Source organism: Arthrobacter sp. StoSoilB13, from assembly GCF_019977255.1.
Lineage (GTDB): Bacteria > Actinomycetota > Actinomycetes > Actinomycetales > Micrococcaceae > Arthrobacter.
Genome location: NZ_AP024647.1, coordinates 1,769,116 through 1,783,882, shown reverse-complemented (window position 1 = coordinate 1,783,882; position 14,767 = coordinate 1,769,116). Strand labels below are relative to the sequence as shown.

Here is a 14,767-nt window from a genome sequence, read left to right as displayed (position 1 = left end):
TTATTTTGATCAGTTCACAATAAGGCAAAGCTAACTTCCGGCAAATTAAACAAATCCACCATCGGATTGGCTTCCTCCGCAGCAGATCGACCCACCGCATGGATCCGCAGGGTTGAACCCGGATTCCCGCCTTCGCCCGGACTCCCGCCTTCGCCCGGATCCCCGCCTTCGATTGCTACGCAGCTGAAGCCGGTGAGCCCACTGGTCAGCGGCAGGGCACCCAGGGCGCTCCCCATGGCAACGAGCTCCGCTGGAAGGACAGCGGAAATCGCGGCCGCACCGCTGGCGGGCTCAATCACACTGTGATGGCGGGCTGCATCAATTGTCGCCACCCGCGGGAACGGCGCCGGCGGTAACGGCCCCAGCGGTAACGGCCCCCGCGGGAACGGCACTTGGACGGGTACGACGCCGGACGTGGCCGAATGCGCGGACCCCGCCTGACCGGTGGGTGCTTTCGCAACGTTGGCGGCACTGAGCTGGAGAGAATCCCGGATCCGCGCATCCACGATGTCCAGGATGTCCTCAGGCACGGGAACGCGATGGTGGGCCGGCAGCGCGAGTTGGCGTCCCGGCGTCGTGCTTTCCGATCCCCAACGAGCGAAGAGGTGGAACGTGGGCGTAGACGACTCAGCCACCGGCTCGCCGACGGCCGCACCCAAGGGGTGCCACCGGTGGGCGAACATCACGGTGAAACGCTTCGCTCCCAGGACCTCGTCCAAGGCTGCCCGGAGGAGGTTGTGGCAGAACAACCAGTCGGCCGCCGAGGTTTCAGTAAATTCCGTGGAAGGGTCCGAGAGGCGGATCAGCACGTGCCCGGTCGTCAAAGGGTGGCGCGGCCTGGCAATTTCCCAGATGCCCGAGCGGAACAGCAATCGTCGCGACAAGACCATGTGGACTCCTTCCCCCGGGTGAGCCTACCAACCAGTGCGTTACGGTGGGAGACGCACCATGGAAGCCAAACGGACAAGGACGTCACTGGGGTCGCTAGGGTGGCTAGGTGGCGAAACTACTGGCAGACATCACCCCGATCAAGGAGAGCCCGGCATTCCGGCGGCTTTGGCTCGGAGCCTCGGTGGCTGCCATCGGTACCCAGCTCACGTTGGTGGCCGTCAGCTTGGAGGTTTACCGACTGACCCAGGAGAGTTTCTATGTAGGCCTCCTGGGAATCTTCGCGTTGGTTCCGCTGATCATCGCAGGGCTTTACGGCGGCTCCATCTCCGATGCCTACGATCGACGCAAAGTTGCCCTGATCGCATCATTGGTCCTTTGGGTCACCACCGCTGGCCTCGCACTGCAGGCCTGGCTGGAGATCGGCAACATCTGGTTGCTTTACGCATTGGTTGCCATCCAAAGCGGCGCACAAGGCATCAACGGTCCAGCCCGCAGCGCCATCATTCCGCTGCTTGTCCGCAAGGATCTGCTCCCGGCGGCGAATGCGTTGAGCATGCTGACGTTCGGCCTGTCCATGACTGCCGGGCCACTCCTGGCGGGCGTGCTGGTGGCCACGATCGGTTTCGGATGGACTTACACGATTGATGTCATCAGCTTCACTTTTGCCCTGTGGGGCCTTGCCAAACTCCCGCCGCTGCCACCGTCCAAGGATGCCGTCCGGCCGGGGCTTCGCTCCGTGGTGGAGGGCTTCCGGTTCCTCGGCACGCGGCCCAATGTCCGTATGACCTTCATCATTGACCTCATCGCCATGATCTGCGCCCAACCCCGTGCCCTGATGCCTGCAATTGGTGCAGTCATGATTGGCGGCGGTGAAACAACCGTGGGCCTGCTGTTGGCATCCACGGCCGTGGGAGCCTTCCTGGCGGGCTTGTTTTCCGGTCCACTTGGCAGGGTGAGGCGCCAGGGCAGCGCCGTGGTGTGGTCGGTGGTCGGATGGGGTGCCTCGATCGCAGGCTTTGGCCTGGTGGTGTTGCTGGCTGGAGATTCGGGCCGCGAGGGCGTAACACCCTGGCTCCTCCCGGCTGCCCTGTGTTGTGCGCTGGCGGGGATTTCCGACTCTGTCAGTGCGGTCTTCCGCACCAGCATCCTCCAGGCCGCCACGCCAGACCACCTGCGCGGACGCCTGCAGGGAGTGTTCATCGTGGTGGTCGCAGGAGGGCCTCGAGTGGGGGATATGCTGGCCGGCGGTGTCACGCAATTCCTCAGCGAAGGCGGGGTGCTGCTGATCGGCGGAATCGTTTGCATTCTCCTGGCCTGGCTGGCATCGCGCCTGCAGCCGGGCTTCGTCGCGTACGATGCGAAGCATCCGGTGCCCTAGCCGGCAGCCTCTGTCAGGGCAGGGCAGGGCAGGGCAGGGCGGGGCAGGGCAGCCCAGGCCTGCCGGCTGCGGAACACGGCGACCGCCGTCGGCGTTAATCGGTACAGAACTGTTCGCGAGCCAACGAGAGTGGAAGAACAACCGTGCACAAACACAACAATGGACTCAAGACCGCGGCGCTTTTCGGTGTGCTGTGGGCGGTGCTGTTGGGTTTGGGCGCCATTATCGGAGCCGGTACGCGCAGCACCACCCCCATCTGGATCTTTGCCCTGATCGGGGTAGCCACTACCGCCTACGGATACTGGAACAGCGACAAGATCGCCATCCGCTCCATGGCGGCCTATCCGGTCAGCGAAGCGCAAGCCCCGCAGCTGTACCAGATCGTCCGGGAGCTTTCCGTGCGGGCCAACAAGCCCATGCCGCGGATTTACCTCTCGCCCACCATGACGCCGAACGCCTTCGCTACCGGGCGCAGTCCCAAGAACGCCGCTGTCTGCTGCACCGAGGGAATCCTGCATGTCCTTGATGCCCGCGAACTCCGGGGTGTCCTGGGGCACGAGCTCATGCACGTGTACAACCGGGACATCCTGACGTCGTCCGTGGCGGCTGCCGTGGCGGGCGTGATCACGTCCGTGGGGCAGATGCTGTTGTTCTTCGGCGGCGGGGACCGGCGCAATGCCAACCCGCTCGCGATGATCGCCATGGCGCTCCTGGCGCCGTTCGCGGCCCTCACTCATTCAGATGGCGATCTCCCGCACCCGGGAGTACGACGCCGACGAGGACGGTGCCGAGCTGACCGGCGACCCACTGGCGCTCGCCTCGGCGCTGCGCAAGATCGAATCGGGCGTCTCCCAGCTTCCGCTCCCACAGGATCAGCGGCTCGTGAATGCCTCGCATCTTATGATCGCCAATCCGTTCCGTGGCGGTGGCATGCGGCGCTTGTTCTCCACGCACCCGCCCATGAAGGAGCGCATCACCAGGCTTGAGCGGATGGCTGGGCGGCCGCTTTCCTAAGGACACGGCTTTCCCAGGGCTAAAACGTCGTGAACCCGCTATTCCGTGGTCGGCCAACAACGGAATAGCGGGTTCACGACGTAATAGAGAAATCAGCCTAGGCGAAAAGTCCTTCACCGATGAAGCCGCCCTGCTGGATCCCCGGAGGCACGGCAAAAAGGCCGGAGCCCGTGTGCTTCAGGTATTCCACGGACAACGTATCGCCCTTGGCCAGAGCCAGCTGCATGGGAACGTAGTGGGTCCGCGGATCCTTGACGAACGCGATGAAAAACAGCCCCGCGTCCAGATGCCCGAGTCCGTCTGAGCCGTCGGTGAAGTTGTAGCCGCGGCGAAGCATCCGCACACCCCCGTTCTGGTCGGGGTGGGCCAGGCGGACGTGCGAGTCCAAGGGAATGAGCGGGTCACCGTTGCGGCCCGCGAGCTTGAAATCGGGCGCCGTGAACTCTTCGCCACCGGACAACGGCGCCCCCACGCCCTTCGTCCGCCCTATCAGGCCTTCCTGTTCACCCAGGGACGTCCGGTCCCAGATCTCGATATGCATCTGGATCCTGCGCGCCACAAGGTAGCTGCCGCCCCTCATCCACTCTTCACTCGGCGAAGCCGGGGAACCTACCCAGACATGCTCATCGAGGAGGGCTTTGTCCTCAACCTTGAGGTTGTTGGTGCCGTCCTTGAACCCAAAGAGGTTGCGGGGCGTCACCTGCGCACGGGACGTGGAGGACGTGCGGCCAAAGCCCAATTGGGACCAGCGGACACGCACCTTTCCGAAACCGATGCGCGCAAGGTTGCGGATGGCGTGAACGGCTACCTGGGGGTCGTCGGCGCAAGCCTGGACCACGATGTCGCCTCCGGTGCGGCCAGGTTGAAGGTCATCACCGGGGAAATGCGGGAGGTCGATCAAGGCTTCGGGCCGGCGACCGTCCAAACCGAAGCGCACCTTGCCGTTCTTCTCGAACAGCCCTGCGCCGAAACCGAAGGTCAACGTCAATTTCGCGGCGGCCAGGTCCAGCGCCTCACCGGTGTCTTCCGGCGGGGCCTCGTAGGGGCCATCGACGGCGCCGGTCGCACCCGTCGTGCGGCCCGCCGTCATGGCCTCAGCCGCAGCAGTCCAATCCTTCAGGAGCTTGATCAGCTCTTTCCGGTCCTCCGTGGTGACATCGAACGCAGCCATGTGAAGGCGGTCCTGGGCCGGGGTGGTGATGCCGGCCTGATGCTCGCCGAAAAAGGGAACAACAGCATCCCCTGCGTCGGATTCCGCAGCCGATGCAGCACCGGCCGTGACCAGGTCGTGGCCCAGGAAACCTGCGGCGAGGCCAGCGACTGCGCCAGCGCCGCCCACTCCGGCAAGGGAAAGAAGGCCACGGCGGGACAGCCGGGAGGTGCCGGCGGTTGCCGACGCACCGCCGTCGGACGTCCCCGTGGAGCGTACGACGCCGGTCGCCTCGCCGGCGCGGGCTGAAGCGTCAGCCTCACTACGATTCACATTCAGTGGCTGTCCGGCACCTGGAGCCTCCGGGGCTTCGCCGGTGTGCCCGTAGGGGCAGCCGGTCACAGCACGACAGCCGAGGTGAGCTTGGACAGTGGCTCGCCCAAGGAATCGACCAAGGCGGCGAGCTGCTGGATCTGATCCTGGCTCAGCTCGTTGTAGTAGGAGAAGCCATCGCCCTTGGCGTGCTTCTTGAGCTCGGCCTGGAGGGCTGCGAACTTCTCGTCCAAGGACTTGGCGAGCTCGGCGTCTTTTTGCTCCAGGGCCGGCTTCAGGCTCTCGAAAGCGATGCGGGCGCCGTCCACGTTGGCCTGGAAATCCCAGAGGTCGGTGTGCGACCAGATCTCTTCCTCGCCCGTCACCTTACCCGTGGCAACCTCATCGAGGAGCTCCTTGGCGCCGTTGCCCAGCTTGTCAGCCGTCAACTCCACTGTGCGGGTACGCGTTGCGAGGTCTGCAGTATCTGCAACCAGCTGGGTCGATATCGCGCTACGTTCGGCCGGGGTCATGGCGGTGTAGTCCGCAGGCGGGAACAAGTCCTTCTCTGCGCGGTGCCATCCGGTCCATTCCTGGCCGGGCTCGAGATCGGCCTCGCGTGCATCAAGCTTGGGATCGAGATCCCCAAACGATTCTGCAACGGGCTCGATCCGCTCCCAGTGCATGCGGGTTGCGGCATACAGTTCACGGGCCTTTGCGGCATCGCCGGCTGCGAAGGCATCTGCAAAGGCCTTGGTGCCCGTAACGAGTTGCTCCGTCTGGTCCTTGACGTAGGCGGCATACTGCTGGGAGCCGGTCTCAAGAAGTTTTTGGAAATCGGCGTCCGCGCTCGGCTTGTTTCCGGACTCTGTGACCTCAAACGAAGCCCGGATTCCATCGCCCTGCATACCCGGCTTGCAGGCGGTGTTGTACTTGCCTGCAGGAGCGGTGACCACCAGGTTCCGGGTAATTCCAGGCCCGATGTTTTCCACTTCGCCGATGATCCGCAAACCGTCCTCGGCCAGCAGGTAGAACTCGGTGACCTCGGTGCCTTCGTTCTTCACGGCAAACGTCAGGTTGCCGCTGGGAGCAGTACCTGTGGAGACCTTGCATTCATTCGCGGTGCTGCTGACCTGGATCGGCCCATCTGTGGCCGCCGTGGTTTTTGCATTGTCAGTGCAGCCCACCAGAACCATGGGGACGGCCGCAGCCACACCGATGACGGTGAGGGTCCTGCGAAGCTTCGGGGAAGTGGCGGGGGACAGGAACGTGCCAAGCATGGGGGTCCTTTGGGTTGTGGGAACGAGCGGGGTGCGAGGCCTGCGCGCGGGTTGGGGGGTGCGGGATCGTACGGCTGAACAGTGTTTACGGCTGAACCGTGTTTACTGCTGAACCGTAGTTACTGCTGAACGGTACTTATTGCTGGACGGCGACTGCGGGCTTCGGGGCCGTCGTCTTCGCTGCCGCCGCCGGGGGATGGGAACGGTTGGCCCGGATGTACAGGGACAGGACCGGGATGACGTAAAGCAGCCAGGCTGCTGCTTCCAGCCACGTGGTGGCCGGGGAGAAGTTCAGCGTGCCCTTCAGCAAGGTTCCGTACCACGACGACGGCGGAACCGCAGCTGAGAGGTCGAAGGCCAGGCTATGCAGGCCGGGAAGGATGCCGGCTTCCTGGAGGTCGTGGATGCCATAAGCAAGGACGCCCCCGGCAATGACTATGAGTCCCACTCCAGTCCAGGTGAAGAAGCGGCCCAGGTTGACTTTGAGGACGCCGCGGTGAAGCAGGTATCCGAGTCCGGCAGCTGTCAGGAGTCCAAGCAGGGCGCCGAGGAGGGGGAAGGTGGTTTCGCCGGTGGCTTGCGCTGCGGCCCAAATGAAGAGCGCTGTTTCAAGTCCTTCGCGGCCAACGGCCAGTGCCGCAACAAGCACGAGGCCCCATGCGGCGCCGTCGGCTGCTTTATCCACGTGGGACCTGAGGTCGCTTCCGAGGCTGCGGGCGGTGCGCGCCATCCAGAAGACCATCCAGGTTACGAGGCCGACGGCAACAATGGACAGCCCTCCGCCGATCGCTTCCTGGGCCTCGAAGGTGAGGCCCCGTGGGCCGAACGTGAGAAGAGCGCCGAAAGCGAGGGAGATGGCAATGGCCAGCCCGACGCCGGCCCAGAGCCGGGGGAGCAGCGACTGCCTGCCGCTCTTGATGAGGTAGGCCATCAGGAGGACCACGATGAGCGAGGCCTCGAGGCCTTCACGCAGGCCTATCAGGAAGTTGGCGGTCATGTGCGTTTCTTTCACTCAGGGTAGCCATACTTAGGCTCGCCTAATGATGAAGAATACTGCCGCGGTACGATTACGCAAAAAGTTTGTGCCCTAATGTCCCCTGTCATTACGACAATCGATGTAGTCATGCCACAAAAAACCGGGATCCAGCGCCCTGAGCGGCGCCGGACCCCGGCTTTTATGACGCTGGCGGTGCAGCGTCCGCAGCCTAGCTGCGGAAGTTCACGAACTGCAGGTCTGCCTCTTCGAACTTCTTGAGGATGTTCATGGTCTCCTGCAGGTCATCGCGGGACTTGGAGGTGACGCGAAGCTCGTCGCCCTGGATCTGGGACTTGACGGACTTGGGCGCTTCGTCGCGGATGATCTTGTTGATCTTCTTGGCGATGTCCTGTGCGATGCCCTCCTTGATGGTGCACTCCAGCCGGAATTCCTTCCCGGAGGGGTAGGGCTCGCCCTGGTCCAGGGACTTCAAGGAGATGCCACGCTTGATGAGCTTGGACTGGAAGACGTCCAGGACGGCGAGGACACGGTCCTCCGAGTTGGCTTTCATCAGGATCTTTTCGCCGCTGAAGTCAATTTCCGCGCCGACTCCCTTGAAGTCGTAGCGCTGCGCGATTTCCTTCTGGGACTGGTTGAGCGCGTTGGCGACCTCTTGCTTGTCTACCTTGCTGACGACGTCGAATGTTGATTCGCCTGCCATGACTCTCCTTAGGTTGGGGGGCCCGGTAAGGGCGGTTTGTCTGCCATCCAGCCTAGTACGGAAGGCGCGGGATGGGGCCGTGGATAACTTTCACAGTTCGCTCACAGCACATGCTTGGTTGGAACCGAGGTGGATCTTTGAGAGTTGTACCAGTTGGAAGAGCCCATCCCCGGAGGTAAGCATGAGCCACAAAGCCGTCCACTACGTCACGAAGTCCGCATCGGCGGCAGCCGGTTCGATCGGTACGGCAGCGGCAGCCGCGGCGAGTGCGGTGGCAGCGGTGACCGTGGCGGCGTCGATCGTCCTGAGCCCGGTGCCGGATGCGGCCTCGCGGATGGACGGCGTTCATGCGGATTTGCAGCGTGCGGTGGAGCTCAACCAAATCACGGCTGAGCAAGCAGAAAAGTTTGAAGCGAAACTGGCTGGCCGGATCCTCGGAGAAGCCTGAAATACAGGCCATTCCGGCGTGTCCGCCCTCGATTAGATTCTTGGCCGGAAGTTCTGTAAGGTTGTCTCTGCCTTCGGTTACCGGATCGAAAAGAAACGGTCTCCGGAAGTGATCTTCTTTTGAAGTTCGGCAGATTACCCGAGCGGCCAAAGGGGGCTGACTGTAAATCAGCTGGCAACGCCTACGGGGGTTCGAATCCCTCATCTGCCACCCAAGGGAAATCCCCGGAACCATCAGGTTCCGGGGATTTTTTTTGCGCTATGGCTCTGTGCTCTTCCGAAGTTCGGTGCTCTTCCGAAGCTCCGCGATCTCACTCCTTAGTGCTGCAATTTCAGTGACAAGGTCTGCCAATTCAGCGCGGACTGGTTCTTCGGCGGCTGCCGCTTTGGTTTCCGCGGCCGCCGCGACATCCTCCGCGTTTTCCTCGATTCGTTGCACCAGCCACGAGGCAATGGAGGCCGTCACGATACCCAGGACGGCAATCCCGCTCATCATGAGCGCTGCCGCCACGATCCTGCCGATGGGGGTGACGGGGTAGAGGTCTCCGTAGCCAACTGTGGTGATGGTGGTGATGGCCCACCATGCAGCGTCGCCGAACGTCAGGATCTTGGCGTCCGGCGCATTCTGCTCCACATCAAGCACTGCCAGGGCGCCGATGAGCACCAACATGGCGGCCGAGCCGGCAACGTATGTGGCCACGCGTCCGCGCAGGGTTTCCCCTACTGTGCGTTGCAGTACGGATAGGAGGGTGACCAGTCGAAGGAGCCGGAGCGGCCGAAAGAAGGGGAGCACCACGATGAGGAGTTCATGCAGGTTCCAGATGAACCATCGCCTTCGATCCTCCGCCAGCCAGAGGTTGGCGAAGTAGTCCAGCGCGAAGATCCCCCAGGTAATCCAGAGGATTATTTCGAAGGGAAGGCCGGCCGCGCCGTCCACGCGTCCTATGACCTGCCAGGCATAGGCGGCGAGGAAAATCAGTGCCGTCGCCATGAGGGGCCATTCGACGAGGTCCCGGTATCGCGCTTGAGTCATACGGGAATCCTAGCCACAGCACCAATGCACGCCACTGGGAAACGGGTCAGACGGTGGGAGTCTCCAGCCAGTATCCGTCCATGTGGTGAACCAGTTGCCGGCCCAAACCGCCCTTGAGCTGCACCCAGAGTGTGCTGCGGTCATCGGTCATGCCGTCGATGGTTCCTTCGATGCGGTTGCCCCGGGCGTCCCGGAGTACCACGTCCTGGTGCCGTGCGAGGTCGGGCCAGACGTCCGCGTGCGGCTTGGTAGTCAGAGTGCTCAAAGGGATCTCCCTGGTGGGTTGGTGTTTCCGGGTTTCAGATATTGTGCACGGGATGGATGAACTGGCGGTAAACGTTTGTGCAATCGTTGGACATAAAGCGTTGGATGTACTAACGCTGCATGGGGACTGTGTCCACCATGCGGCCGGCCTTCCCCCAGAAGTTACTCGCGGGTAACATTGCTTGCATGCATTTGCTTCTTCGCACCCTCATGCTGCTGTTCACTTCATCCAGGCGTTCGCCCTTGGGTGCTTGGGAAACGTCCTCGTTGCCCCTGCGGGTTTTGCCGACGGACATCGACATCGCGATGCACGTGAACAACGGAATGTATTTCTCCTTGATGGACCTTGGCCGTTTCGACCTCATGGTTCGGAGCGGTATTTGGAGAAAGATGCGCAGGCGCGGCTGGAGTCCCGTTGCAGCGGGAGAGACCATCGCTTTCCGCAAGTCATTGCAACTGTGGCAGCGCTACTCCATCGAAACGCGCATCATTGGACTGGACACCAAAGCCATCTACTTTGAGCAGCGCATGGTGGTGGACGGAGAGATCTACGCCCGCGCCCACATCGCAACCCGCCTGGTAAACAAAGGGAAGCCGGTGACGCAGGAAGAGATCATTGCTGAGTTCGGTGCGCCACCGGCTGATCTGGAATTGCCGGAGTGGATCCATGAGTGGCGGGAAAACAATGCGCTCCCAGGGGCGCGCCGGCCAGCTCCGCATGTGTGGGCCTAGGGGAACTCAAACACCGACGTCCCGCCGCTGGAGTGCAACCGCGCCCAGGACGATAAGCGCCGCAGAGATGCCAAGCAAGCCTGCTGCGGCTCCCCAATCAGCGCCGTTCGTCACGGGTGAATTGCCGTACGCCCAGTGGTACGGCGAAAGGTTCAGCAGCCAGTCGACGTCGGGGCTTTGCCTGCCAACCGCGTTGAAGACATAACCGAGGACGGCGACGGCGGCACCCGCGGCAATCGCATAAACCTTCCGTCCCGTCAGCGCACCTACGCACAGCGCCGCTGTTCCGCTCAGCAATGCCAAAGCGGCAAACAGCACTACCGCGCCGAAGAGATGCCCGACGTCGATATCCAGTTTCGAGGGCCCGTTCAGCACCAGCACCAACAGGAAGACCACGGCCGAAAGGATCGCGACGCGCACCACGAGGGCCAGGGCGCGTTCAAGGACCACCTGGATCCGGGTCACGCTATGGGCCAAGGTCAATTCCAGCAGCCCCGACTCCTCGTCCGCGCCCACCGCAGCCGCGCCCCAGCCAACGGAAGCCATGGACATCAGCAGGAAACCGATCAGACCGAACAGGGTGGCCTGTGTGTAGCCAGGTCCAGTGGCTATCTGGTCATAGTTCAGGGCCTTGGTCATCTCCTGGGGGAGTGCGTCGATCATTTGCTGCATTTGCGCGCTGCCCCCGATGGACGGATAGAGGGGCAGGTACAGCATGATCGCAGCCGTCAGTCCCAGGGCCCATGCGAGAGTGGACCGCCACGAATCAGTGAGGGCCTTGGTGAAGAGAGGGAGGAACTTAGGCATGGTGTGCTCCTTCCGTGTGGCTCACGGATTTGTGTCCGTTTCCGTTGCCGACGTAATGCCCCGTCCCCGCATAGTTCCCCGTGTAGAGAGTCAGCACGGCTTCCTCCAAATCCGGCTCCTCCAAAACGAGGTCTGTGAGGTTCAGCCGGGCCAGTTCCTGCACCAGTGGCTGGACCTGACCCGAAAGTGTCGCCGTTGCTTCGATCGCGGCTTCCGCTGCGCCGTCACCAGCAAGCTCCCGCAGCACAACATTGGCGACGCCCGGCACCCGCGCCAGCAGCGCGCCGACGTCGTTCTTTTCTGCGCCGGCGGCGTTGAACCGCAACTGCCGTACGGCCGCGTTCCTCAACGCCTCAACAGTGGAGATCGTCACGATCCCACCGTCACGGAGGATAGCTACGGCGTCGGCGGCCTGCTGGACCTCGCTCAGTACGTGTGAGCTGAGGAAGACCGTTGCGCCGTCGTCAACCACTTCGCGGACGAGTGCATGGAACTCCTGTTGGACCAGGGGATCCAGGCCGCTGGTTGGTTCATCGAGCACCAGGAGTTCGGGGCGGTGCATGAACGCCTGCAGGAGGCCGAGCTTTTGCTTGTTCCCTTTGGAGAGCTTGCGGGTTTGCCGGTCCAAATCCAGATCCAGCCGCTCTGCCAACTCGTTGACATATTTTGGCTCTACCGGGCCGCTGATGGCCGCGAAGTGTTCAAGCATGCGCCGGCCCGTGGTTCGGTTCTCCAAGTGGAGTTCCCCGGGGAGGTAACCGATCCTGCGGCGCAGCCCGGTTCCGGCGCGACGTGGATCCTGCCCCAACACTGAAATCGTTCCCGCGCTTGGCCGGATGATATCCAGAAGGCAGCGCATGGTGGTGGTCTTGCCCGCTCCATTCGGTCCAATAACGCCGAAGACCGTTCCCGGTTCAACGGCGAAATCGAGTCCGTGGAGGACCTCGCGCTGGCCGAACTTCTTGCGCAACCCTTCGACGACGATTGCCTGGGTCACAGGGCATGCTCCCTTCCTTGGTTGTTGGCGTCTTGCTGCAGGGCGTCGCGGGCCGCTTCCAGGAACCGCGAATCCGCATAGAAGCCGTTGGTGTAGATGTCCAGCGCCGGGATGGTCAGTTGCCGCAGCAGTTCCGGTCCTATTCCATGTGGTTCTGTTACGTCCGCTCCCAGCGCCCGTGAGAGGTGCCTGCCGAGCATGAGCATCGCGAGGCTGTTGGATGCAATAACGACGGCGGTGGACCGGACGTCGTCGAATTCGCGGATGGTGCCGGCCGCGATGCCGGCCTCGATAATGTCCTGCGTCTGGCGCACCACGGCGTCGAAGAATGCGTCGCCGGCCTCGGATTCGTCGCCCAGGGAGCGCCGAATGTAGGCGATCTCATCCGCGTACTGGTCCGGGTGGTTGAGGTAGTCCTGGATCAATTGACGTGCCGCGGCAGGGTCGGTTTTCTCCTTGCCCTGGCTGGCGGTCTGCGCGAGGACGTGCTGGTCGCAGGCTTCGCGCAGGCCGGCCTTGCTGCCGAAGTGGTGGATCACCAAGCCGGGGCTGACACCCGCCGCAGAGGCCACCGCCCGGACGGTGGCAGGACCGAAACCATCGCGGCCGAACAGACCAATGGCGGCATCGCGAATGCGTGCCCGGGTGGTCACATCTTCTGCGGTTAAACGCATGTTTAATACACTAAACACCTGTTCAATCCGTATCAAGAGGCTGGGATTGAAAGGCTCGCGGCTGCCTGGAACATAACGATGTGACACCAAACGCTGCGTCGCCGCTGCCTCAACTGCCGCCGTCGAACATACTGGCTTGACTGTCTTCGTGGGGGAGCAGTGACGGCGCCTGGGCGCCCGAAGATGCAGGGGTAGAGAAGTGGGTTGTACAGGGTCGGCTTCATCGTCGAAGAAAAGCAAAATTGCCGGGTCATGTGCGGCGCTGCTGGTGACCCTGGGCCTGCTCGGAACCGCTCTACCCGTGCAAGCCGCGCCATCATCGGGGAGCATCCAGGTTCAGGCCACCACGCCTCCCGTCACAGGCGCCATCGGCCAGCTTTACAGCACCAGCACCTGGGCCCGCAGCGTGCTGATCCGCCCCACGGCAGCGGAGGAATGCTCAAGCACAGGCTGCGTGCAACGCTTTGTCGGCGGCGATATCGCGTGGTCGCCCCGCACGGGGGCCCGCGTAGTGGTCAATGGACCAGTGCGCACCGCATGGTGGGAGGCCAACGGTCCTGCCGGCTATCACGGCTATCCCACAACAGACACTGCAAGCGGCTTGCGCAATGGAGGTTCCAAGCAAGTCTTCGAACGCGGAGCGATCAGTTTCTCGCCGGCAACGGGCGCCCAACGCACAACGGGATCCATCCACTTGGCATGGGGCAGAGCGGGTTTTGAGGCTGGTTTCCTTGGGTACCCGGCCGGAAACGAACGCACCGGACTACCCGACGGCGGTGCCTACCAGGTCTTCGAACGCGGCTTTGTTGTGTGGTCGCCAGCGACGGGGGCACATCCCTCCATGGGTGCCATCCGTGAACGCTGGCGCCAATCCGGGCTGGAAGGCGGCGAGTTTGGCTACCCCATCACGGATGAAGCGACGGGACTGCGCAATGGTGGCTCGTCACAGCAGTACCAGCACGGAACCATCATCTGGTCGCCCTCGACCGGCGCGAGGGCTCTGACGGGAGCCATCAGGAGCTACTGGTCCGCGACTGGCGGCCAGAACGGTGCCCTGGGATATCCGGTCGGCGAGGAAAACCGGCAAAACGACTTCGTCTACCAACTCTTCCAGGGCGGCACGGTCTACTGGTCGGCGGCAACGGGTGCGCATTCCACCACGCACGGCGATGTCCACAATCGCTATGTGGCCCTGGGTGGAGCTGCCGGCCAATTGGGTTTGCCGCTCACGGACAAACTTCCGCGGGCCGGTGGCCTGGTGCAGCAGTTCGTCAACGGCTGGCTCGTCTGGGGGCCGGCCACTGGAGCGCGGATTGTGGGGCACTCCACATACAAAGTGTGGTCCATCAACCCGGGTGAGTTCGGTTGGCCGTTGCGTGACACCTGGACAGATGCAAGGGGCTCGCACGTCGCCTTCCAAAAGTTGGAAACCATCTGGAACGATTCCACGCAGGAGTTGTATTCAGCCGAAGCAGTCGATGCCTCCACTGTGGTGTTCCTTGGCGACTCGCAGTTGGACCTGGATTCATGGGGCGAACAGGGTGCCCGGGCCGCTGGCTATACCCGCCAGGTGGTCCGGAGCATCGGTGGGATGGGATACGTTTCGGGGAGCCCGGCGGTTGGTGGCAACTCAGCGACGGATGCCCTGGTGCTGGACAGGATCCTTTTGCCCCAAGGGAACCCAGGTCTGGTGGTGGTGACTCTTGGCGGAAACGACGCCCGGATTTTTGCCACCGATGCCGCAATCCTGTCCCAGGCCAACCGGTTGTGGGATGAACTGCGCCGCAAATATCCCCGCAGTACGATCCTTGTCACTGGTGTTCTTTCCCGCTATGACGCCAGCCATTTCCAACGTCGATGGGTGGACGGGCTCTTGACCCGCGAAGCCGCTCTCCGGGGCTGGCCCCGCATCTCGATGTCCGGCACAGCAACTATCGCCGGGGCTACCTGGAACTACCTGGATGATGTGCACATGAACCAGACCGGGCATAACAAGGTGGCCCCGTTCTACGCGTCCGCGCTCAAATACGTCTTGGGCAAGTAGCCGTTTATTCCCGTTGACGCGGGAAGCGAACAACGCCCCTCTCCACG

The 14,767-nt window shown here is 62.8% G+C and carries 14 protein-coding genes, 1 tRNA gene and 1 pseudogene; 6 read left to right on the top strand and 10 right to left on the bottom strand.

Features of this window, described 5'->3' with window-relative positions; translation table 11 throughout:
* Positions 1 to 14: 14 nt before the first annotated feature.
* Entirely contained in the window at positions 15 to 890 is an 876-nt protein-coding gene (locus LDP01_RS08415) for a hypothetical protein (RefSeq protein WP_224088430.1), read from the bottom strand.
* 107 nt (positions 891 to 997) lie between these two features.
* Here LDP01_RS08415 and LDP01_RS08410 point away from each other — a divergent pair, with 107 nt between their 5' ends.
* Entirely contained in the window at positions 998 to 2,269 is a 1,272-nt protein-coding gene (locus tag LDP01_RS08410; RefSeq protein ID WP_224088429.1) for an MFS transporter, read from the top strand.
* 143 nt (positions 2,270 to 2,412) lie between these two features.
* A pseudogene (gene htpX / locus LDP01_RS08405) lies at positions 2,413 to 3,283 on the top strand (zinc metalloprotease HtpX).
* 97 nt (positions 3,284 to 3,380) lie between these two features.
* Here htpX and efeB read toward each other — a convergent pair.
* The 4 genes from efeB to LDP01_RS08385 form a co-directional block, all read right to left on the bottom strand.
* A complete protein-coding gene (gene efeB, locus LDP01_RS08400; RefSeq protein WP_497961293.1) occupies positions 3,381 to 4,835 on the bottom strand; it encodes an iron uptake transporter deferrochelatase/peroxidase subunit in 1,455 nt (484 codons plus the stop codon).
* Complete coding sequence (gene efeO / locus LDP01_RS08395; RefSeq protein WP_224088425.1) at positions 4,832 to 6,025, bottom strand: iron uptake system protein EfeO; 1,194 nt, start codon at positions 6,023 to 6,025, stop codon at positions 4,832 to 4,834. Before efeO ends, efeB begins: the two co-directional genes overlap by 4 nt.
* Before the next feature lie 136 nt (positions 6,026 to 6,161).
* Positions 6,162 to 7,022 (bottom strand): iron uptake transporter permease EfeU, encoded by an 861-nt coding sequence (gene efeU, locus LDP01_RS08390; protein WP_224088424.1) that lies wholly within the window; start codon positions 7,020 to 7,022, stop codon positions 6,162 to 6,164.
* 208 nt (positions 7,023 to 7,230) lie between these two features.
* Positions 7,231 to 7,722 carry a YajQ family cyclic di-GMP-binding protein gene (locus tag LDP01_RS08385; RefSeq protein ID WP_018776783.1) on the bottom strand — a complete coding sequence of 164 codons (492 nt, stop codon included), beginning with the start codon at positions 7,720 to 7,722 and terminating at the stop codon, positions 7,231 to 7,233.
* Positions 7,723 to 7,903: 181 nt separating this feature from the next.
* Here LDP01_RS08385 and LDP01_RS08380 point away from each other — a divergent pair, with 181 nt between their 5' ends.
* Positions 7,904 to 8,170 (top strand): hypothetical protein, encoded by a 267-nt coding sequence (locus LDP01_RS08380; protein ID WP_216925007.1) that lies wholly within the window; start codon positions 7,904 to 7,906, stop codon positions 8,168 to 8,170.
* Between the two features lie 128 nt (positions 8,171 to 8,298).
* Positions 8,299 to 8,380: transfer RNA gene (locus tag LDP01_RS08375), tRNA-Tyr, on the top strand.
* A 48-nt stretch (positions 8,381 to 8,428) separates the two neighbouring features.
* On the opposite strand, the gene LDP01_RS08370 is transcribed toward LDP01_RS08375, so the two are convergent.
* Both LDP01_RS08370 and LDP01_RS08365 read right to left on the bottom strand, forming a co-directional pair.
* Complete coding sequence (locus tag LDP01_RS08370; RefSeq protein WP_224088423.1) at positions 8,429 to 9,202, bottom strand: potassium channel family protein; 774 nt, start codon at positions 9,200 to 9,202, stop codon at positions 8,429 to 8,431.
* Positions 9,203 to 9,248: 46 nt separating this feature from the next.
* Positions 9,249 to 9,467: a hypothetical protein gene (locus LDP01_RS08365; protein ID WP_224088422.1), complete on the bottom strand. Its 219-nt coding sequence runs from the start codon at positions 9,465 to 9,467 to the stop codon at positions 9,249 to 9,251.
* Positions 9,468 to 9,652: 185 nt separating this feature from the next.
* Here LDP01_RS08365 and LDP01_RS08360 point away from each other — a divergent pair, with 185 nt between their 5' ends.
* Entirely contained in the window at positions 9,653 to 10,198 is a 546-nt protein-coding gene (locus tag LDP01_RS08360) for an acyl-CoA thioesterase (RefSeq protein ID WP_224088421.1), read from the top strand.
* Positions 10,199 to 10,204: 6 nt separating this feature from the next.
* Here LDP01_RS08360 and LDP01_RS08355 read toward each other — a convergent pair whose 3' ends face one another.
* The 3 genes from LDP01_RS08355 to LDP01_RS08345 are packed head-to-tail and all read right to left on the bottom strand — an operon-like array spanning position 10,205 to position 12,676.
* On the bottom strand, positions 10,205 to 11,005 hold the full coding sequence (locus tag LDP01_RS08355; protein ID WP_224088420.1) for an ABC transporter permease subunit: 801 nt from the start codon (positions 11,003 to 11,005) through the stop codon (positions 10,205 to 10,207).
* Positions 10,998 to 12,002 carry an ABC transporter ATP-binding protein gene (locus tag LDP01_RS08350; protein ID WP_224088419.1) on the bottom strand — a complete coding sequence of 335 codons (1,005 nt, stop codon included), beginning with the start codon at positions 12,000 to 12,002 and terminating at the stop codon, positions 10,998 to 11,000. The genes LDP01_RS08355 and LDP01_RS08350 overlap by 8 nt, the downstream gene beginning before the upstream one ends.
* On the bottom strand, positions 11,999 to 12,676 hold the full coding sequence (locus LDP01_RS08345; RefSeq protein WP_224088418.1) for a TetR/AcrR family transcriptional regulator: 678 nt from the start codon (positions 12,674 to 12,676) through the stop codon (positions 11,999 to 12,001). Before LDP01_RS08345 ends, LDP01_RS08350 begins: the two co-directional genes overlap by 4 nt.
* Before the next feature lie 268 nt (positions 12,677 to 12,944).
* On the opposite strand from LDP01_RS08345, the gene LDP01_RS08340 reads away from it, so the two are divergent.
* Positions 12,945 to 14,720 (top strand): SGNH/GDSL hydrolase family protein, encoded by a 1,776-nt coding sequence (locus LDP01_RS08340; protein ID WP_224088417.1) that lies wholly within the window; start codon positions 12,945 to 12,947, stop codon positions 14,718 to 14,720.
* Positions 14,721 to 14,767 lie beyond the last annotated feature (47 nt).

Bases quoted from the DNA above. Each gene is read 5' to 3' on its own strand.
- LDP01_RS08415 (WP_224088430.1), bottom strand. From the start codon at position 890: ATGGTCTTGTCGCGACGATTGCTGTTCCGCTCGGGCATCTGGGAAATT.
- LDP01_RS08360 (WP_224088421.1), top strand. From the start codon at position 9,653: ATGCATTTGCTTCTTCGCACCCTCATGCTGCTGTTCACTTCATCCAGG.
- LDP01_RS08385 (WP_018776783.1), bottom strand. From the start codon at position 7,722: ATGGCAGGCGAATCAACATTCGACGTCGTCAGCAAGGTAGACAAGCAA.
- LDP01_RS08345 (WP_224088418.1), bottom strand. From the start codon at position 12,676: ATGCGTTTAACCGCAGAAGATGTGACCACCCGGGCACGCATTCGCGAT.
- LDP01_RS08370 (WP_224088423.1), bottom strand. From the start codon at position 9,202: ATGACTCAAGCGCGATACCGGGACCTCGTCGAATGGCCCCTCATGGCG.
- efeO (WP_224088425.1), bottom strand. From the start codon at position 6,025: ATGCTTGGCACGTTCCTGTCCCCCGCCACTTCCCCGAAGCTTCGCAGG.
- LDP01_RS08380 (WP_216925007.1), top strand. From the start codon at position 7,904: ATGAGCCACAAAGCCGTCCACTACGTCACGAAGTCCGCATCGGCGGCA.
- LDP01_RS08355 (WP_224088420.1), bottom strand. From the start codon at position 11,005: ATGCCTAAGTTCCTCCCTCTCTTCACCAAGGCCCTCACTGATTCGTGG.
- efeU (WP_224088424.1), bottom strand. From the start codon at position 7,022: ATGACCGCCAACTTCCTGATAGGCCTGCGTGAAGGCCTCGAGGCCTCG.